30 protein-coding genes are annotated in these 23,665 nt (G+C 36.0%); 12 read left to right on the top strand and 18 right to left on the bottom strand.

What is annotated here, in order from left to right; all coding sequences use genetic code 11:
• Positions 1 to 233: 233 nt before the first annotated feature.
• The 3 genes from DN408_RS04555 to DN408_RS04565 all read right to left on the bottom strand — a co-directional run bounded on the left by DN408_RS04555 (position 234) and on the right by DN408_RS04565 (position 2,062).
• Positions 234 to 587, bottom strand: a complete 354-nt coding sequence (locus DN408_RS04555) for a HesB/IscA family protein (RefSeq protein WP_002034566.1) — start codon at positions 585 to 587, stop codon at positions 234 to 236.
• Between the two features lie 41 nt (positions 588 to 628).
• Positions 629 to 1,495: a diaminopimelate epimerase gene (gene dapF, locus DN408_RS04560; RefSeq protein ID WP_002015893.1), complete on the bottom strand. Its 867-nt coding sequence runs from the start codon at positions 1,493 to 1,495 to the stop codon at positions 629 to 631.
• A gap of 327 nt (positions 1,496 to 1,822) precedes the next feature.
• Positions 1,823 to 2,062 (bottom strand): YuzB family protein, encoded by a 240-nt coding sequence (locus DN408_RS04565; protein WP_002015892.1) that lies wholly within the window; start codon positions 2,060 to 2,062, stop codon positions 1,823 to 1,825.
• A gap of 428 nt (positions 2,063 to 2,490) precedes the next feature.
• Here DN408_RS04565 and DN408_RS04570 point away from each other — a divergent pair, with 428 nt between their 5' ends.
• The 3 genes from DN408_RS04570 to DN408_RS04580 all read left to right on the top strand — a co-directional run bounded on the left by DN408_RS04570 (position 2,491) and on the right by DN408_RS04580 (position 5,262).
• Positions 2,491 to 3,561 (top strand): NAD(P)/FAD-dependent oxidoreductase, encoded by a 1,071-nt coding sequence (locus tag DN408_RS04570; RefSeq protein WP_002015890.1) that lies wholly within the window; start codon positions 2,491 to 2,493, stop codon positions 3,559 to 3,561.
• A gap of 263 nt (positions 3,562 to 3,824) precedes the next feature.
• A complete protein-coding gene (locus DN408_RS04575; protein WP_002129718.1) occupies positions 3,825 to 4,484 on the top strand; it encodes an ABC transporter ATP-binding protein in 660 nt (219 codons plus the stop codon).
• Positions 4,468 to 5,262 carry an ABC transporter permease gene (locus DN408_RS04580; RefSeq protein ID WP_002129719.1) on the top strand — a complete coding sequence of 265 codons (795 nt, stop codon included), beginning with the start codon at positions 4,468 to 4,470 and terminating at the stop codon, positions 5,260 to 5,262. The genes DN408_RS04575 and DN408_RS04580 overlap by 17 nt, the downstream gene beginning before the upstream one ends.
• A 50-nt stretch (positions 5,263 to 5,312) precedes the next feature.
• Here the strand turns inward: DN408_RS04580 and phnA are convergent, their stop codons facing one another.
• The 4 genes from phnA to DN408_RS04600 form a co-directional block, all read right to left on the bottom strand.
• Positions 5,313 to 5,654: an alkylphosphonate utilization operon protein PhnA gene (phnA, locus tag DN408_RS04585; protein ID WP_002089332.1), complete on the bottom strand. Its 342-nt coding sequence runs from the start codon at positions 5,652 to 5,654 to the stop codon at positions 5,313 to 5,315.
• 281 nt (positions 5,655 to 5,935) lie between these two features.
• Positions 5,936 to 6,709, bottom strand: a complete 774-nt coding sequence (locus tag DN408_RS04590; RefSeq protein WP_002166528.1) for a DUF2628 domain-containing protein — start codon at positions 6,707 to 6,709, stop codon at positions 5,936 to 5,938.
• 353 nt (positions 6,710 to 7,062) lie between these two features.
• Positions 7,063 to 7,437: a hypothetical protein gene (locus tag DN408_RS04595; RefSeq protein ID WP_002167451.1), complete on the bottom strand. Its 375-nt coding sequence runs from the start codon at positions 7,435 to 7,437 to the stop codon at positions 7,063 to 7,065.
• Positions 7,438 to 7,473: 36 nt separating this feature from the next.
• Positions 7,474 to 7,731: a DUF7660 family protein gene (locus DN408_RS04600; RefSeq protein ID WP_078177957.1), complete on the bottom strand. Its 258-nt coding sequence runs from the start codon at positions 7,729 to 7,731 to the stop codon at positions 7,474 to 7,476.
• Positions 7,732 to 7,820: 89 nt separating this feature from the next.
• On the opposite strand from DN408_RS04600, the gene DN408_RS04605 reads away from it, so the two are divergent.
• On the top strand, positions 7,821 to 8,297 hold the full coding sequence (locus tag DN408_RS04605; protein WP_002015882.1) for an SMI1/KNR4 family protein: 477 nt from the start codon (positions 7,821 to 7,823) through the stop codon (positions 8,295 to 8,297).
• Positions 8,298 to 8,647: 350 nt separating this feature from the next.
• On the opposite strand, the gene DN408_RS04615 is transcribed toward DN408_RS04605, so the two are convergent.
• A complete protein-coding gene (locus tag DN408_RS04615; protein ID WP_002015900.1) occupies positions 8,648 to 9,442 on the bottom strand; it encodes a nucleotidyltransferase domain-containing protein in 795 nt (264 codons plus the stop codon).
• Between the two features lie 52 nt (positions 9,443 to 9,494).
• A complete protein-coding gene (locus DN408_RS04620; protein WP_000248590.1) occupies positions 9,495 to 9,803 on the bottom strand; it encodes a YuzD family protein in 309 nt (102 codons plus the stop codon).
• A gap of 206 nt (positions 9,804 to 10,009) precedes the next feature.
• Here DN408_RS04620 and DN408_RS04625 point away from each other — a divergent pair, with 206 nt between their 5' ends.
• Together DN408_RS04625 and DN408_RS04630 are read left to right on the top strand one after the other, a co-directional pair.
• Entirely contained in the window at positions 10,010 to 10,246 is a 237-nt protein-coding gene (locus tag DN408_RS04625; RefSeq protein ID WP_000431159.1) for a NifU family protein, read from the top strand.
• 190 nt (positions 10,247 to 10,436) lie between these two features.
• Positions 10,437 to 10,652 (top strand): hypothetical protein, encoded by a 216-nt coding sequence (locus DN408_RS04630; protein ID WP_001137788.1) that lies wholly within the window; start codon positions 10,437 to 10,439, stop codon positions 10,650 to 10,652.
• 59 nt (positions 10,653 to 10,711) lie between these two features.
• Here the strand turns inward: DN408_RS04630 and yutH are convergent, their stop codons facing one another.
• Positions 10,712 to 11,713 (bottom strand): spore coat putative kinase YutH, encoded by a 1,002-nt coding sequence (gene yutH / locus DN408_RS04635; RefSeq protein ID WP_002089339.1) that lies wholly within the window; start codon positions 11,711 to 11,713, stop codon positions 10,712 to 10,714.
• Positions 11,714 to 11,833: 120 nt separating this feature from the next.
• Between yutH and DN408_RS04640 the strand changes: the two genes are divergently transcribed.
• A complete protein-coding gene (locus tag DN408_RS04640) occupies positions 11,834 to 12,325 on the top strand; it encodes a phosphatidylglycerophosphatase A family protein (protein WP_002015902.1) in 492 nt (163 codons plus the stop codon).
• Between the two features lie 19 nt (positions 12,326 to 12,344).
• Here the strand turns inward: DN408_RS04640 and DN408_RS04645 are convergent, their stop codons facing one another.
• From DN408_RS04645 to DN408_RS04655, 3 genes are all read right to left on the bottom strand, one after another.
• Positions 12,345 to 12,824, bottom strand: a complete 480-nt coding sequence (locus DN408_RS04645; RefSeq protein ID WP_003192160.1) for a GNAT family N-acetyltransferase — start codon at positions 12,822 to 12,824, stop codon at positions 12,345 to 12,347.
• A gap of 521 nt (positions 12,825 to 13,345) precedes the next feature.
• Positions 13,346 to 15,919, bottom strand: coding sequence for an FtsX-like permease family protein (locus DN408_RS04650; protein ID WP_002129725.1), 2,574 nt, complete (start codon positions 15,917 to 15,919; stop codon positions 13,346 to 13,348).
• Positions 15,903 to 16,691, bottom strand: coding sequence for an ABC transporter ATP-binding protein (locus tag DN408_RS04655; RefSeq protein ID WP_002129726.1), 789 nt, complete (start codon positions 16,689 to 16,691; stop codon positions 15,903 to 15,905). The genes DN408_RS04650 and DN408_RS04655 overlap by 17 nt, the downstream gene beginning before the upstream one ends.
• Positions 16,692 to 16,977: 286 nt before the next feature.
• Between DN408_RS04655 and DN408_RS04660 the strand changes: the two genes are divergently transcribed.
• Positions 16,978 to 17,559 (top strand): NAD(P)H-dependent oxidoreductase, encoded by a 582-nt coding sequence (locus DN408_RS04660; protein ID WP_078177958.1) that lies wholly within the window; start codon positions 16,978 to 16,980, stop codon positions 17,557 to 17,559.
• Positions 17,560 to 17,591: 32 nt separating this feature from the next.
• On the opposite strand, the gene DN408_RS04665 is transcribed toward DN408_RS04660, so the two are convergent.
• From DN408_RS04665 to DN408_RS04680, 4 genes are all read right to left on the bottom strand, one after another.
• Positions 17,592 to 18,122 (bottom strand): iron ABC transporter substrate-binding protein, encoded by a 531-nt coding sequence (locus DN408_RS04665; protein ID WP_147739969.1) that lies wholly within the window; start codon positions 18,120 to 18,122, stop codon positions 17,592 to 17,594.
• Between the two features lie 112 nt (positions 18,123 to 18,234).
• Entirely contained in the window at positions 18,235 to 18,999 is a 765-nt protein-coding gene (locus DN408_RS04670) for a TIGR01457 family HAD-type hydrolase (RefSeq protein ID WP_002089349.1), read from the bottom strand.
• Positions 19,000 to 19,106: 107 nt separating this feature from the next.
• Positions 19,107 to 19,739 carry a helix-turn-helix transcriptional regulator gene (locus DN408_RS04675; protein WP_002167445.1) on the bottom strand — a complete coding sequence of 211 codons (633 nt, stop codon included), beginning with the start codon at positions 19,737 to 19,739 and terminating at the stop codon, positions 19,107 to 19,109.
• A 78-nt stretch (positions 19,740 to 19,817) separates the two neighbouring features.
• Positions 19,818 to 20,258 carry a DUF86 domain-containing protein gene (locus DN408_RS04680; protein ID WP_078177959.1) on the bottom strand — a complete coding sequence of 147 codons (441 nt, stop codon included), beginning with the start codon at positions 20,256 to 20,258 and terminating at the stop codon, positions 19,818 to 19,820.
• A 147-nt stretch (positions 20,259 to 20,405) separates the two neighbouring features.
• On the opposite strand from DN408_RS04680, the gene glpX reads away from it, so the two are divergent.
• From glpX to DN408_RS04695, 3 genes are all read left to right on the top strand, one after another.
• Entirely contained in the window at positions 20,406 to 21,377 is a 972-nt protein-coding gene (gene glpX, locus DN408_RS04685; protein WP_002015911.1) for a class II fructose-bisphosphatase, read from the top strand.
• A gap of 16 nt (positions 21,378 to 21,393) precedes the next feature.
• Entirely contained in the window at positions 21,394 to 21,660 is a 267-nt protein-coding gene (locus DN408_RS04690; RefSeq protein WP_002167444.1) for a DUF3055 domain-containing protein, read from the top strand.
• A 373-nt stretch (positions 21,661 to 22,033) separates the two neighbouring features.
• Positions 22,034 to 22,531, top strand: coding sequence for a hypothetical protein (locus DN408_RS04695; protein WP_002129735.1), 498 nt, complete (start codon positions 22,034 to 22,036; stop codon positions 22,529 to 22,531).
• A gap of 124 nt (positions 22,532 to 22,655) precedes the next feature.
• Here the strand turns inward: DN408_RS04695 and DN408_RS04700 are convergent, their stop codons facing one another.
• Positions 22,656 to 22,958, bottom strand: coding sequence for a YutD family protein (locus DN408_RS04700; RefSeq protein WP_002015914.1), 303 nt, complete (start codon positions 22,956 to 22,958; stop codon positions 22,656 to 22,658).
• 118 nt (positions 22,959 to 23,076) lie between these two features.
• On the opposite strand from DN408_RS04700, the gene DN408_RS04705 reads away from it, so the two are divergent.
• Complete coding sequence (locus tag DN408_RS04705) at positions 23,077 to 23,655, top strand: YhcN/YlaJ family sporulation lipoprotein (protein ID WP_002015915.1); 579 nt, start codon at positions 23,077 to 23,079, stop codon at positions 23,653 to 23,655.
• Positions 23,656 to 23,665 lie beyond the last annotated feature (10 nt).

A 23,665-nucleotide genomic window follows, 5' to 3' on the forward strand; every position in this document is an offset into this window, starting at 1 on the left:
CAGCGTATTTTAATTAATATGGAACGAGTCAGTTCTATACAATTCGATATAGCCTGCACCTTCATGCATCCTCTTTAGCCTTCTTCTTGCATGTATTCGTTATCTTTGTCATGCTCTTTTTCTTTTTAGCGCAAAAGAAAAGACCTTCCTAACGATTTGGTTTCATCGCTAAGAAGGTCTTTATATGCAACCTACCCATTCAATTTCCACTTAGAATAAAGGGATGAAAAAACTTAGCAATCTTCTGGCTTACCAGCATTCGACGCTGTACGGAAAGATGATCCGCATCCACATGATGCGATCGCGTTTGGATTGTCGATTGTGAATCCGCCGCCAAGCATAGATTGCTTATAGTCAACTTTTACTCCTTTTACAATCGGAGCACTTTCTTTATCGATAACAAATTCAACACCGAAAAACTCAAGAACTGTATCGTCTTCTTTTGGTTCTACTTCAAATCCTAAGCCGTAAGAAAGACCACTACATCCGCCGCCATGTACAGCAAGGCGCACGTACTTCTCTCCATCTTCAGCATCTTTTAACATATCTTTAATTTGAAAAGCTGCTTGTTCTGTTACTTCAATCATGAAATACACCATCCTTTCTGTTCTCATTCTATTATACATCTTTACGCTTCTATCTTGTACTCATACACTCCGCGGCAAATTATTTCCGCAGGTCCTTTCATTAATACATTTCCTTCTTCTGTCCATGCGATCATTAAGTCGCCGCCTGCTAAGTGAACCGTAATTTCTTTACCGTGTTCCATTTTCCCATTTAAAATTGCCGCAACGACAGCTGCGCATGCTCCTGTCCCGCAAGCTTGTGTTACACCAGATCCTCGTTCCCAAACGCGGAAATTCATCTCTTCATCATTCAAAATCTCGATGAATTCAACATTCACTCGCTCTGGGAACATTTCATGCGTCTCAAGAACCGGTCCTAACGTTGTAAGAGGCGCTTTTTCTACATCATCAACAAAAATAACCGCATGTGGATTCCCCATTGAAACAGCTGTAAATGCATAACGGTGATTATTGTATAAGAAGTTTTCACGAATAAATGGTGTTTCTCCTTCACCAAGCATCGGTATCTCTTCACGTGTTAAACGAGGTGCTCCCATGTCGATTTTCGCTAATGTAACTTTGTCATCTTCTACCGTTACTTCTGCCGTAACAATGCCCGCTAACGTTTCAATTGTGAAAACTTTACCTTCTACTAGTTTATGCTCATACGCATATTTCGCTACGCAGCGTAAACCATTTCCACAGCTCTTTCCTTCTGAGCCATCGTTATTAAACATGCGCATTTTTACTGGTGCCACGTCAGAAGGACAAATTAAAATCATTCCATCTGCACCAATACCAGTATTAATATTTGAAACCTTTTCCGCTACAATTGCTAAATCTTCTTCTCTAATTTGTTCCTCAAACATATTTACATATATATAACTATTTCCAAGACCATGCATTTTTGTAAAAGAAAATTGGCTCATTTTTATTCACTCCAAAAATAATTTATTATTTCAAGTATAAAATGCATGCTTTTAGAAAACAATATGAATGTCCCCCGTTTCTCATATTTGACAGTGTTTTGGCAATAAGCCGTTCTTACACAAATCGTGTAAGAAAAAAGCCCTTCTAAAAGGGCTTTTTTTTTCGAAATAAACACTCCTAGTAAAGTGAAACTTTAATCAGTGGGGGACGGGCAGCAGGGCTTCAACCTAACTTCTTTGCTTCAGCTGAATTTTGAGGTGGGAGTCTTACTGCCCGCAAATAGCGGGATAAATGAAAAAAGAAAAACGTTGCCTGTTTGCAACGCTTTAAAACATTGGATTTTCATCCATATAATCATATACATTATTTACAAGTTCTTCTACTGTTGCACCTTGTACCACTTCACCATTTACAAGTGCAAATGGACCTTCAAAACAGATGCCACAATATCCTAAACAACCATATTCCATTACGTCTAAATTAGGATCTTTTTCTAATTTTTCTAAAGCTGCTTGCGAACCGCTTGCAAGGTTACCTACACAAAATTCGATTAATGGTTTAATCAAAACTCTCTCCCCCCTGTATCTCTAAACAAATTACCATTTACTTTATATGGTATGTGCATACCTAATTTGCGAAACGGATAAGTAACCCTCTCTACTTGTTACCATTCCACTTTATTTATAAGAAGAAAACTAAGCTTTTTCTTGTTGTTTTCGTTATATATTCTAAACTATTTAGTTACTTCACTATTTCACTTCATAATAGATGGTCTTCTTTATATAACATACTACTCATAATGAAATAGTAAATAGTAACTAGAAAATGAAAACCACTTACTTTACTTTTCTTCTTATTGTACAACAGAGTATTCATTCATGCATTGTTATTTGTTCACAAATTCGATATAATTTGATTGTGTAAAGTCAAAATATTTTATTAATATAAAATTGTATGATTAGGGGATATTTCAACAGAAAAGGGGTAATCCATCATGAAACACCTCGTACTACTAGGTGGTGGCTACGGTGGAATGAGAATTCTGCAGCGGCTACTTCCAAGCAACCAACTTCCAGATGATGTACAAGTGACATTAATCGACAAAGTACCATATCATTGCTTTAAAACTGAATATTATGCATTAGTTGCGGGTACAATTTCAGAAACGCATATTCGCATACCGTTTCCTGAGCACCCACGTCTCAATATTCAATACGGAACAGTAACAAATATTGACCTCGAAACGAAAGCCGTTCATCTCGATGGCGGTGAAACGATTCAATATGATGATTTAATTATCGGGCTTGGCTGTGAAGATAAATATCATAACGTTCCTGGGGCAAAGGAATATACACATAGCCTACAATCAATTGAACAAACACGTAAGACATATGAACAATTAAATAGCTTAGAACCAAATGCAACAGTAGCTGTCGTTGGGGCTGGTTTAAGCGGCGTTGAAGTGGCAAGTGAACTTCGCGAAAGCCGTTCGGATTTAAAAATCTATTTATTTGATCGAAAAGATAGAATTTTATTCCCATATCCAGAGAAATTAAGTAGATACGTAGAAGAATGGTTTGTAAAACATAAAGTTACCATTATACGAAACTCTAACATTACAAAAGTGGAACCAAACATTGTATACAACCATGATGAACCACTTGAATGTGATGCAATCGTCTGGACAGCTGGTATTCAAGCAAATGAAGTTGTTCGAAACCTTCCAGTAGAACAAGATGGTAGCGGACGGGTTGTTTTAACGAAATATCACAATATTCCAAATAACGAGCACGTTTATGTCGTAGGAGATTGTGCAGCACTTCCACACGCACCATCTGCTCAACTTGCTGAAGGTCAAGGAGAACAAATTGTCCAAATATTATTAAAACGTTGGAATAATGAACCCCTTCCTGATGAACTGCCTGTTATTAAATTAAAAGGTGTTCTCGGTTCTCTCGGCAAAAAACATGGATTTGGTTTACTAGCAAACCAACCATTAATGGGACGTGTACCGAGATTATTAAAATCCGGTCTTCTTTGGATGTACAAATATCATAACGGTTAATACTTTAAAGGCTGCCTACATAGTAGACAGCCTTTTTCTATTCATTTTTTGTAACTACTCAGTCATTCTATGAAAAACCGACAAAAAAGCATTTTTTTAAATGGTCGAAAAGGACTGGCTATGTATAGGATCCGTCAGTGCCTTTTCCTGCCACGCGCAAAGTTTTAAAACAAAGAAAAAAGATGTTCCTTCTAAAGAGACTTTATTTTTCTATTTTTCTCTCTTTTTGATACGATATAACTAGAATCAGAAAGGAGCAATTTATGTTTATATTAAAAGACATCACATATAAAGATATTCTACACATTCCTTATTTACAGATTCAAAAAGAAAAAACAACTTGTATTATCGGTGAAAGTGGTAGTGGTAAAAGCACATTACTTCGCATGTTAAACGATTTACAATCACCAACATCTGGCACAATTGAATATAACGGAAAATCTATTTTAGATTATCCTCCCATTCAATTACGCCGTGAAGTTGTCATGCTCGGACAAACTCCGCCTATTTTTGATGGAACAATTAAAGATAATTTATTAATGGGGCTTCGATTTTCTGAAAAGCCATTTCCAAATGACGACGCCCTGCAAGGCGCATTAACGACTGTTAGCCTAGATAAAAAATTAGAAGATAACGCCTCTTCTTTATCAGGTGGCGAAAAACAAAGACTTGCTTTCGCTCGTATTATACTAATGGATCCGCCCGTCTATTTATTAGATGAACCAACTTCTGCGCTAGATGGTGACACAGAACGCCGCGTTATGAAACAATTTACTATGCTAGCAAGAGAAAAGAAAAAAACAGTTATCTTCATCACGCACTCGCAACAACTTCCAGAAGAAATCGCAGACGATATTATTGAAATTAGTAAAACAAACGGTGCAACTAGAAAGGAAGTGCTATCAATTGAAGGGCGTTATTGAACTACAAATTTGGCAACTTGCAGCTGCATATATTTTCATCCTTATTTTAATCGGGCTTGTGAAATTAAAAGGAATACCGCGTGAGAAACAAATTACAATTGCTACATTACGTATGACAATTCAGCTCGTACTAGTCGCATATGTTCTTACATACATATTTGAAAATAGTAATCCGTTTTATACAATAGCTCTCATTACTTCTATTACTACCTTTGCGATTTTCAATATTTATAAACGAGTTAATATTCCAATGTCAAAAGAATTAAAACGAGTAGCTGCCCTCTCCATGATTGCTGGATCAATTGGCCCTCTTCTACTATTTATCTTTGTCATTATCGGACACGATCCTTGGTATGCTCCGCAGTATATCGTTCCTATTGCCGGCATGCTAATCGGTAATGCTATGACAGGTATTTGCCTCGGGGCAAACACCTTTTTAAACAGTATGAAATCACAAAGAGACCATATTGAAGGTGCACTTATGCTTGGCGCAACTCCAAAACAAGCAGCTGCTCCGCTCATACGGGACGCTTTCGATTCTGCTATTTTACCAACAATTAATTCCATGGTCGGAATGGGAATTATAAGTCTTCCCGGCATGATGACAGGACAAATTTTATCCGGTGTATCACCATTTACAGCTATCCAATATCAAATTGCGATTATACTTGGCATTTCTGGAAGTACAGCTTTCTCTGTTATTATCTTCTTACAGCTTGGGTATAAAACGTTCTTTAATAAGCGGTGCCAGTTGAAAGAAGTTGAAGTACAATCATAAAAAAGACGCTCTGCAAGTTACTTACAGAGCGTCTTTTTTCTTTGCTAATCTTACGCTTTCTTAACGAACTGTGATTTTAACTTCATAGCTCCGAAACCGTCGATTTTGCAATCAATATCGTGATCTCCCTCAACTAGACGGATACTCTTTACTTTCGTACCAATCTTTACAACTGAAGAAGTTCCTTTTACTTTTAAATCTTTAATTACAGTAACAGCATCGCCATCTTGAAGAACGTTTCCATTCGCATCTTTTACAACTTTTGCACCATCATTACTTTCAGCTTCCGCTTCTTGACCCCACTCATGGGCACATTCTGGACATACGAAAAGAGCGCCATCCTCATACGTATATTCTGAATTACATTTTGGACAATTTGGTAAAGTAGCCATAAATTCATTTCCTCCGTTCATTATTTATACGTAAAAATCAAATCGAATTTTTACATGTCGATAAATAAAATTTGTATAGCATTTCTTTATACTGCCATAGTCTCACGTTATTGACAAGCCTACCTCAAATTCTCATTTTTTATTGTATTTTACAAAATTTCAATTAGTATGGCGTTTGTTTACTAATGTTTTTCTCTTCTTGTTACATATCCTTTCTCATAAATAAAAAGAAGAATCTTCATTAGACTCTTCTTTTTGCGATACATCATTATCTATTTATATTAATACCAGGCATTTTCTTCAATATAAAATTGATACTCTTCTGCTTCTTCTTCATTTAACTTTTTATCGTTTAAATAAATTTCTTTCCATTCAAATCTCTGTTTATCTAAATACACAGCGAACTTAACCTTTACATCCTTTTTTTCCTCATAATCATAACCAGTAAATTCTACTATATCAAAACGTCCTTCTTTTTTTACATACGTCCATTTTGGATCATCAGTAAAAACTTCCAATGTAATCCCTTCATCACTTAAACGAACTACATCTTTTATATTTGGTTCCGTCGGTAAATACGATAACCCATAACCAGCTGCACCAAATACTACAAATAATAACGCATTTAATCCAAGCATAATCCCAACATGAGTGCCACCCTTTGTTTGGAAGTAATAATTGTGTTGTGCATCAGATAACTCTTTTGCCTTATGTAAAACACGAACTGTATGCTTGTAATATAAACGATTCCCTTGCCATCCAGTAAATAGCATAGTTCCGAAATAAACAATAAAATCGATCCACATCGGGATATCTATAAAAACAGAGGTAATTAAAGTAGGAACTCCTACTAATGCAATAATAATAAATAATTTATACATCTTGCGATAAGCTAACCACAATAATGGGAAGAAAAAGGCTATCCAGTTCCAACTATTTCCCTTCTCGGGATCTTTTGCTTTCCCCCACTTAAAGTCGTAATATGCAGTATTATTTCTCACAACTTTATGTAACTCTTTAGGAGCTATCGCTTCCTGTAAAACAGTGTCCTTCACGTACATCATCCTTCTCTTATTTCTATATAACTTTATTGTATATCTATAAAAAGAAGGAATCTAACAAAAAATAGTTATATTTCATAAAAATGAACAAAAATCGAATACATTCCGACAATTATCCATTCTATATTCCATTTTACTATTAAGTATATTAGAATACTCATATATAAGACATTTAATACACTATGTTAAACATCTTGTATATTCGCAAAAAAGGATGTATCAAAATCATTTTGACACACCCTTCTCCTATTAAACTACTATTGTAATATGACCTAGCCTAAAATCTCGACTTAAGAGACTTCACAAATTAGCTCTCTACTATTTCAAACATATTTCCACTTACACAACTATCCCACATTACCCTTCACTTTCTCAATAACATCTTCTATACGCTTAGCTATACATTCTGGCTCCCAATCTCCCTCACCATGCATAGCTGTATAAACCGGACAATTCTCATCATTACTATCTACAAAGATCGGATCTCCAAGATAAGAATCTATCCCAATTACAATCCACCCGTCTTTCCAATCTCCCTCTTCATTTCCGACTAAGCTTTGCCCTCCCTCATCAAAGCTATAACCAAGTTGTCCTTCTTCTATTTCTTCACTATTAAATAATTCGATTGTCATAGGTTCAAATTCACACTCTAACTCAATTTCATTATCCTCAGCGCGATCTACATGTGCTAAAAGTTGTTTAATTTTATTGTGGTTAATCATAATATCTTCTCCATTAGATCTTTTAAAAATTTAATTTTATTCATAATAAGCTGCTGCAAGCAACATCTGGGCAATAAACTTCCATGGAATATTTTCTGGAAGCTTCTCCCCCCCTTGATTTATATAAACACCTTCATAAGCACCTAACCAACCATGTAATGCCTCTAAATAAGTCTCTACCTCTATATTCTCCCATTCATCTTGATTCACTTTGAAATCCTTTTGAAGATATACAAGAAACTTCAACAAGTCTTCCTTAGAATTTACATGATCAAGGTATTCAAATACATCCATATTTATTCCCCCTTTCTATTGCTCGTCATTTAAACTAACTATAATATATGAAATAAGATTCTTAAAACTATTATTTGAGGTGACCAAATATGAAGACTACACTTTGGGCAGAAGATGACTATTTAAAATTAGCACCTATTAACGACGAACTAATAAAAAAAGCAGAAGAAGTACTAAACGTAAAGCTCCCAGAATCGTACATAAATCTTCTAAAAGAACAAAACGGAGGAACTCTTCGATTAGATGCTCATCCTACTTCAGAGCCAAATTCTTGGGCAGACGATCACGTTAATGTTTCTGGATTATATGGCATTTCTTTTGATGAAAATGAATCTAGTATTTTAGAGAGCCATTATTTAATTCAGGAATGGGACATGCCTGAGAATATCGTGCTTTTATCTGGTGACGGACATACGTGGATTGCACTAGACTATCGAAACGTAGCTGAAAATCCTCCAGTTATATTTATCGATAATGAGTTTGAGGAAATTATTGAATTAGCACCTAATTTTGAAAGCTTCTTACAAAACTTAACTACATACAATTATGATGAAGATGAAGAGTAAACCTATCTCTAAAGGAGTGCGCAATAGTGCAAGATTTCATTATAAAGTGAAACTTTAATCAGTGGGGGTTTTGTTCATCCACCACTGATTATTAGCCTTCACCAATCGGGCTTTTACGGGCAGTTGATCTCCCATCTAACTTCTTTGCTCCAGCCGAATTTTGAAGTGAGAGTCTTACTGCCCGTTAATGCGGGATAAACATCAAAAAGAACAGTCTATTGCATAATGTTTCACATGAAACTATCCATATTTTAGATTATCTTTCGACTTCTCATTCCTTGCAAAGTACTTTTTCATTATATAAAAATAGTAAAAGCATCCTTTATATGAAGGATGCTTTTACTATTCACCTACCACTTCCCCCTACACTCTTCAATCAAACACAGCAAATACCTCTTCGTCATATCAGCCCTCCTCCAAATAGAGAGCTTGCGCTTTCCCTTTGGATTATTTCGCATTCGCTCTACCTCTTTTAATAAAGGCTCCCATTCTTTCGCTGAACGTTCTAATAAGTATTGTAATCCTCTATCTTTTGAAACGATTGTTTCATGATCTAACGTATATAAAATACGTCCCATCGTAACGACAGCTGATTCTACCCATTCTTCTATGAAAAATAAATAAGGACGCTTCGCTTTTTCAAGCCAGTAATGTTCTACGTTGTATTTCATTGTATTTACTACATCGTCCCACTTTATTTGAAAGGAAAGGTCTTCTACTTCTTTCCCGCTAACTGTAATACCTTGATTTTTCAATGTCCACCATGTGACCGCGTTAATATCCCAATGACCAATATCAGCCTTACCATCTGCACAATACACGTACTCATTCATTTCATCATTGTATTTCCCTAAATCAGCAAGCGGAATATACATACCATCCATTCTTTTACCTAACGTACTTTTACTATTTTTTTTATGCAGTTCTATAATTTGTTGTTTTTCAGCTTCATTCACGGAATCACTTATTACCGTAACAAAGTCAACATCGCTCGTTTCTATATGAAATGCTCCTAGCGCGATTGATCCGTAAATATATACCCCGACTATTTTTTCATCCGAAAAAATTTCTTTTAATTCTACTATGTACTGCTCCATTAATTGCTTTACTTCTTCTGGTAAAGCATGTTTTATTCCATTCTCCACATCTATCCCTCCAATAAAAAAAGCCTTCGCAAATTCGCAAAGGCTTCCTGCTTTATAAATATTTCTCGATTTCTTCGTAAACATCCTTCAAACGAGGATTTCCTTCTCCAACAATTTCTCCATTTACAAGAACGACCGGATAAAATAGATCTTCTTCCACTACGCGCTCTGCGAATGCTTTTTTATCTTCATCTTCTTGTTCTTCTTGAAAATCAATATACTCGAAATTAAATTTATTTTCTTGTCCTTCATATTTACGACCAATCGCTGCTTGTAACCACTCAAACGTTTCTGTTGAAGATGGCATTCCAACGCAGCTCGCACAAATTACTTTCGTCCCATACACTTGCACATTAACCATTTCTTCTCCCCCACTTCTTGTTTCAACAGTATATTCAGATGTCTTAGTACATAAGCACATCATTTTACAAATTTATTCTATACCCCTATACTGAAAAAACACGTTGTAAACATGATAAAAAATTTCGACAATAAAACAAGAACAGAAAAAATAGATTTTCCCCTCTATCTTGATTATAATAAAACTGATGAAAGGAGTCGATAAAAATGGAAAACCCACATATGCAAGAACAAGTATTAGAAGTATTAGATAAATTACGTCCATTCTTACTTCGCGATGGCGGAGACGTTGAATTAGTAGACATTGAAGAAGGTATCGTAAAATTACGCCTTATGGGTGCTTGCGGAAGCTGCCCAAGTTCTACAATCACACTAAAAGCTGGTATCGAACGCGCACTACTTGAAGAAGTACCAGGCGTTATTGAAGTAGAACAAGTATTTTAATCTAAAAGCAGAAGCGGCTCGTTCAGAATCGCTTCCTAGAAAGAGACCCAAATGGGTCTCTTTTTTTATTCAAATAACACTTCCCCTTTAACATCATAAAACAAAATTGGAAATCCTTCTCAAAAAATGCGATAATTAATACTATAGAATCGTTCACACATATACAGAAAAAAACATAGGGGGACGACACATGCCAAGAATGGGGAACACTTTCTTAACAATTCAAGAACTAGAAAAGAAAAAAGAGTATTTATTAGACCTTTCATCCGTTATACCAACATGGAATGCAAGTTATCAATTTTTATTTAAAGAAATCCAGCAAGAATTATTGAGTAAAGTAAATGAAAAAATCGAAAGACATCAATTCATTTTAAATATATGTGCAGATCAACAGGTAGGGGCATAATGTATTACATACAATTGTGATATATAAAAAAGAGACCTCACCCGGTCTCTTTTTTCATTTTAAGACAGCCAATCTAATTTCCTAATGCCTAACTTATCAACAGGTAAACGAAATGACTCGTAAAAATGATTCATAAATTGCTCAGTGCGCTTCACATCATGTAAAATGATTTCTAAACGGGCTCTATATATGCCTTTTTGTTCTTCGTTTCCTGTTTGATAATATCGTTCAATCGTTTCAAAGTAGTGAAGCGGGAACAGAAGCCTTGCGAATAATAAGCGCCAACCAAATGAAGAGAGCGAATAATTACGTTCATAATCTGTAATGAATTGAACTACCGTTTGCTCCCAATCTTTCTTTTTTTCTATCATCATATAGCGAATACATTCTGCTATATCTCTACTTGGGTGATCATATACCCAATCAAAAGGAAGTTTTAAACGCTTCGTTTGCTGCCATAATAAAGGTGTAAATCGTTCTTGGCAAATTGTTGCTGCGTCAGTTATTTGTGGTGTATCGTCCATTTCTGTATCGACAACATATTGAATTGCATTTTCTGCAACTCCTAAGTAATACGGGAAGGATTCAATAAACAATTGATCGAATACGTCTGAAGGATGGTTCATCACTTGCGATTGCCAAAACCTTTCTAATTGGTCGAGCCTTTTTTCCCATAATGCTTTCCATTCACCAATGCGGCTTAATTGCTCAACTTCTTCTGGAAAGAATGCGCCACGTTTATGGAATATAGAAAGCTCACTTCCTAATGATGTAGCATGTCGCTCTAACATACGCATACCTTTTAATAAGCAGTAATTTTTTTCTTCTATCTCACTTACATAGTAGCCGTGTATAGTCGGAACGAAAGTCGAAACAGTTATATCCCCTTGCTGGTTCATATAATCACTGAGCTTTTTCATCTCTACAAGTACTTCTTCCTCCATTTCTCCAATTGGAACAAGTACATAAATTTTGTTGCGAATCCAAAAGCTTTTATAGGGGCCAAGGGGGATTAATTCTTTAACATGCATGTGATAATGCTCATAAATATGCTGAATCATCGCAGTCGCCACCTATGGTTTTTCTTTATATATATGAGCTTGTGCTCGCCTTTCATTCCTATGCACATGATAAAGCAACGAAACGTATACAAATACTAAAAAGAAAAAAAGGTGATAAACATGAAAGACTCAAATCAACTACAAGAAAGAGCATTACAACTATTACAAGAGCGCGGTGTAACAATTGACGATATTGCTGATCTTGTTCATTTTCTTCAAAAGAAATACCATGCAAATTTAGAGATGTCAGAATGTCGCTATAACGTTGAGCGTGTACTATCAAAACGAGAAGTACAAAACGCTCTTATTACAGGCATTGAACTTGATGTCCTTGCTGAAAAAGGAATGCTAAGTCAGCCGTTACAAGATATCGTAAAACGCGATGAAGGACTATATGGAATTGATGAAGTCATCGCACTTTCAATCGTTAACGTGTACGGGTCAATTGGCTTCACGAACTTTGGATATATCGATAAATTAAAACCAGGTATTTTAGAATACTTAAATGATAAATCAACTGGAAAGGTGCATACATTCCTTGATGATATCGTTGGCGGAATCGCTGCCGCTGCTTCAAGTCGTTTAGCGCACCGTGCTGAGCATTCGGAATAAGGGGTCTAGGCCGTCAGTTTCATACTGACGGCCTTTCATATTCCATAAGCATGAACTCTCTTCCACGGCTCAAAAAAAGAGGTCCTACTTGAAATCCAATGTTTTTATATAGCCTAATCGCTCTCTTATTGAATGTCGCTACACTCAGTCGAAACATTTTCGAATTCAATTCCTCAGTAGCAAATGCTATTCCCGCTTGAAAAAATATTTCTCCCATCCCTTTCCCTGTTAACTCTGGCTTCATTCCAAGCCCAATATCTACTACATCTTCTCCCCTATATAAATTAGCATCTCTTCCCCCTGGCACTTGTGCATTTTCTCCAAAACAAAAATAGCCGATGAATTCTCCATTCTCTCCGCAACAACCGTAATACGTTCCATCTAGCAACTCTTCTATTACTTCAGCATCTCCCGAAAAGCTATATAACATATAGGGATTTTCATACTTCCACGTATTTATTTCTTTCGCTTCTTCTTCTGTTAACTTATGTATATCCATTCATCTCCCTCCTTATCAAATACTCTACTAATCTATATGTATTTACTCATTCATTTTCCAAACTTGATTCTCCTCTAATCGTAATATGCATAGTTACATACGCACACCCCTTTAAAAAATGCTAAAATCTATTTGAATCGCTGTTGTTACACTTCTTGATTAAGAAAGACTGTTAACCGGAAAATTAACGTCTTATCAAACTCAAGCAATTGGCACGTTTTGTCATCATGAAAGACACTCGAAAGAGTGTCTTTTTTCTATACCTGAGCAGGACCTGCTCATTTACAAAATTAATGCATAAATTAATATAACTCTTTAAACGCATTATTCCCTTTCTATATGTTGCGGCGTTCGTTGCGACATATTCGGATAATAAAAAGCACTCCAGCCAGAGTGCTTTTTACTTTCAAACAAGGAGGTTACATATATGGATAGTACTCTTGTATTTAACTTTGGTATCGGTATTGTTATCATTTTATTCGTCTTCTTTGTACTTTGTATGAGCGGGATATAATAATCTTTTATGCTGATAACTCCTTTAAAGTATCACTCAATTTAAACTTTCTTAATTGTAATGAAGCAATCATTGCTGCTCCTGCTCCGAGTATAATGCTAGCTAGTGCCAATATTAAAACTTGATTATACGGAATGATAATAACCGTTAACTCTAAGCTTGATAACACAATATAACTAAATACAATTCCACCTAAAACCCCAATACAACCAGCTATCGCTCCAAGTAAAGTGCCCTCTAATAAAACAATCCGTCTCATTTGCTTCGGAATAGCTCCTACCGCACGAATCATACTAATTTCAGCACGTCTTTCATGTAAACTTGAGACAATCGCATTCATTAACCCTATACCAGAAATAATGAAAACAATTACAACTAACAAGCGAATTAACATCATCATTTGCGATAATAACTGCTCCTGTTCTTTTAATAAATCATGGCTATTAATAACTTCTACGTTCTCTTTATTATTTGTAATTTGTTTTACTTGCTTCTTAATCTCTTCAAATGATTGATTAGAATTTGTCATAACTTGAATTGCTTCATATCCTTGCACGTGAAACTTATCACGAACCCATTGTTCATTTACGAAAATGTCTAATCCTCTTCCCCTTAATCCTTGCTCAATAATCGAAACGACTTTAATCGTTTGTTTTTCTTTCCCTTTTCCTTGTACTTCAATCGTATCATGCAACTGAATCCCTAATGTTTTAGCAGTTCTCTTCGTAACGACTCCCTCACCATCTTGTAATGGCTTATTTAAATCTTGTCCTGTAATCACTTTCGCTTTTGTTACTTTTTGATAAGCAACAATATCATTCCCCACAACTTCTATCACATCATATTCAAAATCATCTTTCCTCACATTTTCATACCACTCTTGATCCGCTTTTTTAAAATCATAATTTATAAGCTTCGCTGTAAAGTCAGTAACATTTGCTACGCTCTCTTCTACACCATCAATTTTTTTAACCTTCTCCATCCAACTAAATGGTAATACTTCAGTACTTTGCGACTCTATTGGAATTCTTATTACTAAATCAGCTGGTAAATGTTTTTGTAACCCATCTTTCATGCCTTCGTAAATAGAGTTTATATACATCGTTCCAACAAGTGCTAACATAAAACCAAATGCTAGTATAGCAACCGATACAGCTGCCTTATTTCGATAACGAATTACATTTCGGCTACTAATCGTCGTTTCAATTCGTAATATCATTTGAAGTGGTTTTGCAATCACTGGTGCTATCATCCGAATAAATAACGGAATCGCAAATAACAAACCGACCGCAAATAACAGCGCACCTATCGCACTTGGATTAAAACCGATATATCGCTCTAATACGTTACCCGCTAGTCCAATAACAGTACCAATGATTAAAATGCTACCACTAAAAGCACTCCACCTTTTTTCTTTTTTCTCATTACTAGGAAGACCTGGCCTAAGCGCTTGAACTGGTGGAATTTTTCTAACCATAAAGGCTGGTATAATAGCCCCTATGATAGACATAACAATCCCTAGTAAAAACGTAATGAGTAAAATCTCGCCTGAAATCGAGAATGATTCTTTCACTGCCCCCTCAATATTCACCCATTTATTAATAAATGATGCGGCGATTGTTTGCGTACCTGCTCCAAGAATAACTCCTGCTAGTGATCCGATTGCCCCAATACATAAAGCCTCTAATAAAACGACTAATATAATTTGATTTGGATTACTACCAAGTGCACGTAATAATGCCCATTGCTTAAATCGACTTCTGACAGATAAGAAGAAACTTCCCATTATTAAAAGGGCTACAACAAATAAGGCAATACCACCTAAACTAAAAATTAATGGCTTCATTACATTTAGTCGTTCAAATGCCTTATCTACATAAGTACGTTGGTCCACCTTTATATTTTCAATCTTTTTATGTACATCAAAAGCAATTGCTTTTTTCACATTTACATCTTGTACTTTCACTTGAACAAGATTGAATTGATTTGGTAAATTTAATTCTTTTTGAAGCCAATGGATTGGAAAATAAGCACTATGCCCCATTGACGCCATTAACGGTGGATTTAAAATACCGACAACTTTCACAGCCTTTTCACCATGCTGCGGGAATGGCAGTTTAATCGTATCTCCTACCCGTATATTTTCACGATCTGTATACCCTTTTGTCAGTGCTACTTCAGCACCTTCTTTCGGATATCGTCCTTCTAATATTTTATAAGAATGCATTTCTGGAGAATCTTGCTCAACACCCCAATAAGATGGCTTTCCCGATAGTTCTTTATAATGTGGAAAAGGATACGGTATAAGTGCTTTTGATATTTTTTCAGCATTTTCTAAGCCATCTATTCCTTTTAAACTTTCATTATTTAAATACATGTCATTTTTTATATAGCCAAATTGTAAATTATAATCTCCATACCGACTTACTACTTGTTCCTTCACACTTTGCTCTACTGATTGATTACCTAGTAATAACATCGTCGCTAACATAACACCTAAAGCTGCACCGAGGGCAATCAACATATTTCGCAACCAATTTTGTTTCATCGATTTTACCGCATACTTAATTACCCATCGCATCACCTTTACCTCCTACTTTAAAGTGACGATTCATAATCTCTTGAATTTGAGTAACTTGTTGCGGGATATTTCGAAATTTCCACCCTTTACTTTCAGTATGCTCATGAATCACCTCACCATCTAATAAGAAAACGACTTTATCAGCATGGGCCGCTACGAACGGATCGTGCGTTACAATGACAGCTGTTTGCCCTAATTCATCACATGCATTGCGAAGTGCCGCGATAATATTTTTGCTGTTTTCTGAATCTAACGCCCCTGTTGGCTCATCTGCTAATATAATAGCCGGCTCATTTGCAAAAGCTCTTGCTATCGCAACCCTTTGCTGTTGCCCACCTGATAACTGTGCTGGTAAATGCTTTTCTTTTCCTTTCAATCCAACGAGCTCTAATAAACGATTTGCTGTCACCGTTGCCTTCTTTTGCGAAACATTATCTAATAGTAAAGGCAACCCTACATTTTCCTCCGCATTAAACACTGGAATTAAATTAAACTGCTGAAAAATAAAACCGATTTTATGCCTTCTAAATAAAGCGAGCTCTTTTTCTTTTAATGTTGAAATCTCCGTACCATCAACTCGAATACTACCTACCGATGGAATATCTAATCCACCTAACAGCTGAAGTAAAGTCGTTTTACCCGATCCACTTGCCCCCATAATACAAACAAAGTCACCTTTTTGAATTTGAACATTAATATCTTTTAAGATCTTTACTTTACTATCCCCAATATCAAACGATTTTTCTAACCCTTCAATTTCAATAATATTCATCCCGATATCCCCTTTTCTCTCTATTTACCAATCTATATATTCTATTCGAAAATGCAAAATACCTACTATTTTGTATTTTTTTGTCACATACTAACATTTATATTAACCGGCAGTAAGTGCCCGATTAGTGTGAGCAAATAATCAGTGCGGGATGGACACCCCCCACCTATTAAAATTTCACTTTATTTCTCACGTCAGAAAAGTTGACTCTCGCAACGGAAGTAACCATAATAATTACACGAATATATAAAAACTATTCACATATCCACAATTAGGAGGAAGAACAATGAAACATGTGATCGTTTATGCACACCCGAATACAGAAAGCTTCAACCATGCAATTTTAGAAACTGTAAAAAGTGAATTAGAAGGAAAAGGTCATGAAGTAAGCGTTCGTGATTTATACGAATTAAACTTCAATCCAGTATTAGGTGCTTCCGATTTCATCTCATTTTCCCAAGGAAACACACCAGAAGATATTAAAGAAGAACAAAAGCATATCTCTTGGGCTGATAGTATTACATTCATTTACCCAGTTTGGTGGGCGGGTCTTCCTGCTATTTTAAAAGGATACGTTGACCGTGTATTTAGCCACGGCTTCGCTTATGCTTACGGTGAGAATGGTATTGAAAAGTTATTAAGCAGTAAAAAAGGATTGTTATTATCTACGATGGGAAATTCGAAAGAAGTATACACAGCAGGCGGTATGTTTGATGCAATGAAAAAAACAACTGATGCTGGTATTTTTGAATTTACAGGCATTGAAACACTGGAACATACATTCTACACAAGTGTTCCTTCTGTGGATGACAGTGTGCGTAAACAATATCTTGAAGAAGTTAAAGACGTAGTGAATCGTGCGTTTTAATAAAAAAACTCCGGTTATAACAACCGGAGTTTTTATTTCATCATCAATTTCGGAATATATCTTTGAAGAATGCTTTCTAATTCATTCATATCTTCCTGTCTAATAAGTAAATTCACATTATCATTCATTTTTTCTCGCCCGCGATATAAAAATATATTTTCTTTTGGATTTTCCCATGTTGATGTTTTATAGCCTTTTAATTCTTCGTATGAATAATAGTTCAATCCGTCTATTACACCTTTTTCATATATTTGTACACTTTCAATAAGATTGATCGCTATTAAAATCATAAAACAACTTACTACAGCATAACTACCTGACTGAATGAGAAACTGTTCAAATGTACCAATATCACCACTTACGTATTGAGCATATATATACATACATTGTCCGATAAAGTACGCTGGTCCAAGTAAGGCAATCCAACGTCGTTTCACCCGAGGATATGCTGCAATAAGCTTTCCCGCGCTTTTTTTCATTTCATTTATTTTATATATCTTCCATAGAACAAAGAATAAAACACATAATGTAAAAATAAACATAATACATGACATCCAGTACACTCTTATTCCACCTTCTCATCATTATATATAAATTTTACATTTTAAATCCCTATAGTACATATGCAATTGTGCATAAAAAAACAGGCAACCTCTTCCGGTTACCTGCCTTTCATTACATCTTCTCAATCCACTCCGTCAAGTTGTGCACAACTTGCGTCGGTTGTACTTCATATTCTGTTAACTTGTCCACAGTTGTTACTCCAGTGTGGACAAGAAGGGTATGCATACTAGCATTTATCCCCGCTAAAATATCTGTATCGTAGTTATCCCCAACCATTAAAGCTTCTTCTTTTCCTATGCCAAGCACTTTTAACGCTTGTTCCATAATGATTGATTCTGGTTTACCAATAAAGATTGGGTCCACACCTGTTGATACTGCAACAACTGATGTTAATGAACCGTTACCTGGTAATAATCCGCGCTCAGTCGGAATTGCGATATCCCCATTTGTTGAAATAAACGTTGCACCGTTACGCACAGCAAGGCACGCTTTTGCTAATTTTTCATATGTGATATCGCGATCTAAACCAACAATGACGAAATCAGGATTTTCATCCACAAGTTCAAATCCTTTTTCCACAAGAGCAGCGTGTAAGCCCTCTTCACCAATCATATATACAGTCGCATCTTGTTTACGCTCATAAATAAAGTTCGCTGTAGCCATACTCGTTGTGAATACTTGCTCCGCTTTCGCTGGAATATCGAAACGAACAAGCTTTTCTGCAACTTGTTCTGGTTTACGAGTTGAGTTATTTGTAACGAATAAATATGGAATACCGCGCTCCCCTAATGCTTTTACGAAGTCACTTGCTTCTTCAATTTGCTCTTCACCGCGATACATTGTACCGTCTAAGTCAATTAAATAGCCTTTATACATCTGTTTGTCTCTCCTTCTATGCTAACGTTCTCATCTATCATACCACTCTTATATTAACCCCTTTTTCAAAAGAAAAAAACGCTTTACCCTAAAGCGTCCCATAACGTTCATTTTTTCTCTTTTATTTGGTACGAACAATTACAATCTCCCTCACACATGTTTGCTAACGTCTTCACATTTGCATCTGCAAATAACCGCTTATACATATCTTTTTCATCTTCACACACTTGCGGGAATCTCTCTGCAATTTCCTTTAACGGACAGTTTTGCTTTTCAAATATGAAAGAATGCTCCCCATCTCGCTTTATTTGAACCATATAACCGTTTCTCTCTTGCATAGCAGCTACTTCTTGAACTTTATACGCTAAATTGCTTTGATTACTTATCCTCTTTTGCAACTGTTCTTCCATTCGTTTCGTTCTCGCTTGCAAGACGTGACGCAGCATTTTTTCATCGCCCATTCGAGCTAAATCTTCTAGCATATCAATAGCAAACTGCTTATATTCTTTCGGGAATGTATCTTCTCCCTTTTGACTTAATCCATACAAATATGTTGGGCGTCCAACATGCTGCCTTACCATCTTTGAATAAATTAGCTCATCATTTTCTAGTTTACTTAAATGTCGACGAATCGCCATCTCTGTAATTTCTAAAGCTTCGGCTAATTCTGCTACAGTATGCTCTCCTTTTATCTTCAGTAATTGTACAATCTCTTCTCTCGTAGTACGTGCTTCCCCCATAGCTCACCCTTCTCCCTTTTCTTTCTCCTATACAATATAAGATCCCCAAAGGAATTCCCGGGGATCTTATAAGCACAATTATTCTGGTACAAATGCAGATACAGGTCCTAATTCCTTTTCTAAATAACTACGAATATTTGCTGGGTATTTCTTTACCACTGCGATATTTTTTTGAATCGTCTTATATAATTCATCATGATTCATTTGAATATAATCTTGCGTAAGCATTTTTCGAAGAAGAATAATTTCTTTAATATGCGCTCCCTCTTCTCCACTTATAACTCTCTCGTCCATTAAAATATCAATAATATCTTCGTAACTTCCTGGATCGCGCATAATAAATCCATCAATCATCGCATTCCCTACATCTAATATACAATCGATAATAAGATGGGCTATGCGCTCTAATGCATAAAATTCAAACTCTGTTTCATATGTCTTTTTCTCTTGAAATGTATTTGTTGCTCGTTCTAAACATACTAGCATTTGTTCTATTTTCTTTCTGTCTACGAAGTACATGAATGTCACCTACCTGGAAATTAAAGCATTTACATTTTAATTGTAACGCTTTCTTCTGAAAAAATCGACAATTTTTCGAATTCACCTTTTCCTCGTTATTTGTTATAGTTATATTTGTATGATTTTTGAAATTGGAGGAATGCAACCTTGGAACGTGAACTCGCACTAGAAATTGTCCGTGTAACAGAAGCAGCAGCCTTAGCATCCGCACAGTGGATGGGCCGCGGAAAGAAAAACGAAGCAGATGATGCAGCAACTACAGCTATGCGTGATATGTTCGATTCAGTAAACATGGCAGGTACAGTTGTAATCGGTGAAGGAGAACTTGATGAAGCACCGATGTTGTATATTGGTGAAGAACTAGGAACAGGTAACGGTCCAGAAGTAGATATCGCCGTTGATCCATTAGAAGGTACAAACATCGTTGCAAAAGGCCTTGCAAATGCAATGGCAGTTATCGCAATCGCCGATAAAGGAAACCTTCTTCATGCTCCGGATATGTACATGGAAAAAATCGCGGTTGGTCCAAAAGCAGCTGGTAAAATTAGCTTAGATGATCCAATTGAAAAAACAATTGATATTGTAGCAGAAGCAAACAATAAAAAAATTCGTGACCTAACGGTTATCATCCAAGAACGTGAACGTCATCAAGATATTATTGACCGTGTTCGTGCAAAAGGTGCACGCGTAAAATTATTTGGTGATGGAGATGTTGGTGCATCAATCGCTACAGCTTTACCTGGAACAGGTATCGACTTATTCGTAGGTGTAGGCGGAGCTCCAGAAGGCGTTATTTCTGCAGCAGCATTAAAATGCCTTGAAGGTGAAATGCAAGCTCGCTTAGTTCCAATGAACGAAGAAGAAGAAGCTCGTTGTCGTGAAATGGGATTAGAAGATCCTCGTCAACTTCTTATGTTAGATGACTTAGTATCTGGTGATGATGCAATCTTCTCAGCAACAGGTGTATCTGCTGGTGAATTATTAGACGGCGTGAAATTCCTTGGCGGAGATTTAGCTGAAACATATTCTATCGTAATGCGTTACAAAACAAGAACAGTACGTTTCATTAAAACGCATCACCATTTAGATCATAAACCACACTTAAACTTAGATATTTAATAAAGGAGCCATGTGTATGGAAGAACGTTTCTTTCTGTACGACGATACAGTCGCTACAAAAACGCGTTTCGTTAGCTTTATGGGGGAAAATGAGCGTCATGATTTAGCGCTTTTATACTCCGATCGTCATTACGGTAAAACGATAGTCCTTGATATGCAAAGCAACAAATTTGCTATCATCGGTCCTGACGATTTAAACGAACAAGGCTACTTAGAGCATGCATTTTCGATGTCTGAAGAAAATGCAGAAGAATTACGCTCATTTTTATTTGAACTTATATAATTTATCTGGAGCACCAGCTATGTTAGCTGGTGTTTTTTTACGATTAATATTTTGAATTTTCAATCTTACGTGTTATACTTATGAACAAATCTATTTGGATAGAAAGGACGTTATCTGCGTATGCCAACATTTACTTTGTAATGGATCAGCAATTGGATAGCATTACTCTCAAAAAAGCACCGTGCTTTTTCAAGGGAGTAGTCTGCCCATTCCCATTACGAAGGAACGTAACGCATCTGTAGTATGATGTTTACGGAGGTTCCTCTTGGGGGAACCTCTTTTTATTTTTGTCTACTTCTTATGTCTTCATACTACAAGACATCCAAATAGCTGTATTACGTTCCTTTGCCACTAATATAAGAGGTGAAGGAAAATGCAGAAAGTACAACTTTCTTGGAGTTTATATGAAAACGAACTAGCAACAATCGAAAAATATTGTAAAAATTGCAGGCGTACTACCCTTTTTACCGACACGAACATTCGCAGGCATAACGCAAACGGAAAGAACATATACCGATTTGCAATTTATAAATGTCCGAAAGATCATACGTGGAATCAAAAACTTCATATTTATAAATCATTTACTGATCACGTCGAAACTGTCGAGATGACTCAGCAAGAACAAACGGAAACAAGTACTACCATTTCCATTACACAATACAAAGAAAGTGGTATAGCCGAAATAACGATCGTATTAGACATAGTTTTCGGTTCCCACCGGATTGATAAAGTGTTATCCACATATATTTCAGATTGGAGCCGTGCACTCATTGTGGATAAAATTAAAAATGGGCATATCCAATTGAACGGACAACAAATGAAACCAAACAAAACTCTTTCTGAAGGTGATTACATTTCAATTTGTTTGTAAGGTGGACTCTCATGTTAAAGGTGAGAAAAGGTACGATTGATTTATTGAATGACTTAGATGTAATGTAAACAGTCTCCTCATAATTACTATGAAAAAATCCTCTTACAATCGTAAGAGGATTTTTTCATTTCTTCACTTTTCGCAATACAAAGTGTGCACAACCGAAGTTACAGTACTCGTATAAATACTCTGATAAAGTACTAATTTTCGTATCATATGTCGAACGTTGATTACTATCATCAAAGAATCCGCGCAATCTAAGTTGCTCATAACCCCAGTCTCCAACGATATAATCATATTTATTTAAAATTTCTGCATAGCGCTCTTTAAGTGCTTCTTCACTAAAACCGTCACGAAAGTTTTTAATCACTTCGTACTGAACATTATTAACGCTCACCGTAGTATGAATCTCTTGCTTTTGCTCCATTATGAACTTCCTCTCTAAGCATTCTTCTTTTTATCGTATCACAAAGCATAACAACCAACAATTTCAAATACAAAAAATTGAAAATTAGTGCATGCTATGGAGAAGGAGGTGCTACATCGTGAAAAAACAAATTATACTCTCTCTTCTCACTCTTTCCTTATTTGCAGGCTGCCAATCAACTAATAAAGCTGAAATGGAGCGTGAAGAAGGAAGTCGTGTTCTTGTTTCCAACAAAAACGACATGTATCATACGGAAAATACAAATACACGGCTCACAAGGGTGGGCTATTCATCTAAACAAAAACATGAAGTATCTAACAAACAAGTAGGCGCCATTAACCGTGAGAAAGTCGCTGAAATGATTACAAGCATGACAGTCAAACTTCCTGACGTCACCAATGCCGCTACACTCGTTACCGACGACGAAGTGTTCGTTGTATACCGTGCAAACACAACGGATCCGAAACTCGTAACAGATCAAGTATATAAAACTGCTTTGTCCATCGTTCCTCGCTATTATAAAGCATATGTATCAACAAACCAAAAGTTGATTTCTCAAATTCAAGGTCTTCAATCTGGTAGCTTAAACGATAAAGAATATGAACAAAGTCTTGATATGTTAAAACGGGAAATGAGCGATAATCCTCATTTGAACAATACGGGGGATCAAACTTTAAATGATATGATTAAAAAATAAAAAGGTGGAG

Origin of the sequence: Bacillus sp. AR13-1 (assembly GCF_008042285.1) — a bacterium.
GTDB classification, from domain to species: domain Bacteria; phylum Bacillota; class Bacilli; order Bacillales; family Bacillaceae_G; genus Bacillus_A; species Bacillus_A mycoides.

Excerpts from the sequence above, each read along its gene's own strand:
- DN408_RS04555 (WP_002034566.1), bottom strand. The coding sequence starts at position 587 with ATGATTGAAGTAACAGAACAAGCAGCTTTTCAAATTAAAGATATGTTA.
- dapF (WP_002015893.1), bottom strand. The coding sequence starts at position 1,495 with ATGAGCCAATTTTCTTTTACAAAAATGCATGGTCTTGGAAATAGTTAT.
- DN408_RS04570 (WP_002015890.1), top strand. The coding sequence starts at position 2,491 with ATGAAACACCTCGTACTACTAGGTGGTGGCTACGGTGGAATGAGAATT.
- DN408_RS04575 (WP_002129718.1), top strand. The coding sequence starts at position 3,825 with ATGTTTATATTAAAAGACATCACATATAAAGATATTCTACACATTCCT.
- phnA (WP_002089332.1), bottom strand. The coding sequence starts at position 5,654 with ATGGCTACTTTACCAAATTGTCCAAAATGTAATTCAGAATATACGTAT.
- DN408_RS04595 (WP_002167451.1), bottom strand. The coding sequence starts at position 7,437 with ATGATTAACCACAATAAAATTAAACAACTTTTAGCACATGTAGATCGC.
- DN408_RS04600 (WP_078177957.1), bottom strand. The coding sequence starts at position 7,731 with ATGGATGTATTTGAATACCTTGATCATGTAAATTCTAAGGAAGACTTG.
- DN408_RS04605 (WP_002015882.1), top strand. The coding sequence starts at position 7,821 with ATGAAGACTACACTTTGGGCAGAAGATGACTATTTAAAATTAGCACCT.
- DN408_RS04620 (WP_000248590.1), bottom strand. The coding sequence starts at position 9,803 with ATGGTTAATGTGCAAGTGTATGGGACGAAAGTAATTTGTGCGAGCTGC.
- DN408_RS04625 (WP_000431159.1), top strand. The coding sequence starts at position 10,010 with ATGGAAAACCCACATATGCAAGAACAAGTATTAGAAGTATTAGATAAA.
- DN408_RS04630 (WP_001137788.1), top strand. The coding sequence starts at position 10,437 with ATGCCAAGAATGGGGAACACTTTCTTAACAATTCAAGAACTAGAAAAG.
- yutH (WP_002089339.1), bottom strand. The coding sequence starts at position 11,713 with ATGATTCAGCATATTTATGAGCATTATCACATGCATGTTAAAGAATTA.
- DN408_RS04640 (WP_002015902.1), top strand. The coding sequence starts at position 11,834 with ATGAAAGACTCAAATCAACTACAAGAAAGAGCATTACAACTATTACAA.
- DN408_RS04645 (WP_003192160.1), bottom strand. The coding sequence starts at position 12,824 with ATGGATATACATAAGTTAACAGAAGAAGAAGCGAAAGAAATAAATACG.
- DN408_RS04650 (WP_002129725.1), bottom strand. The coding sequence starts at position 15,919 with ATGCGATGGGTAATTAAGTATGCGGTAAAATCGATGAAACAAAATTGG.
- DN408_RS04655 (WP_002129726.1), bottom strand. The coding sequence starts at position 16,691 with ATGAATATTATTGAAATTGAAGGGTTAGAAAAATCGTTTGATATTGGG.
- DN408_RS04660 (WP_078177958.1), top strand. The coding sequence starts at position 16,978 with ATGAAACATGTGATCGTTTATGCACACCCGAATACAGAAAGCTTCAAC.
- DN408_RS04670 (WP_002089349.1), bottom strand. The coding sequence starts at position 18,999 with ATGTATAAAGGCTATTTAATTGACTTAGACGGTACAATGTATCGCGGT.
- DN408_RS04675 (WP_002167445.1), bottom strand. The coding sequence starts at position 19,739 with ATGGGGGAAGCACGTACTACGAGAGAAGAGATTGTACAATTACTGAAG.
- DN408_RS04680 (WP_078177959.1), bottom strand. The coding sequence starts at position 20,258 with ATGTACTTCGTAGACAGAAAGAAAATAGAACAAATGCTAGTATGTTTA.
- DN408_RS04690 (WP_002167444.1), top strand. The coding sequence starts at position 21,394 with ATGGAAGAACGTTTCTTTCTGTACGACGATACAGTCGCTACAAAAACG.
- DN408_RS04695 (WP_002129735.1), top strand. The coding sequence starts at position 22,034 with ATGCAGAAAGTACAACTTTCTTGGAGTTTATATGAAAACGAACTAGCA.
- DN408_RS04700 (WP_002015914.1), bottom strand. The coding sequence starts at position 22,958 with ATGGAGCAAAAGCAAGAGATTCATACTACGGTGAGCGTTAATAATGTT.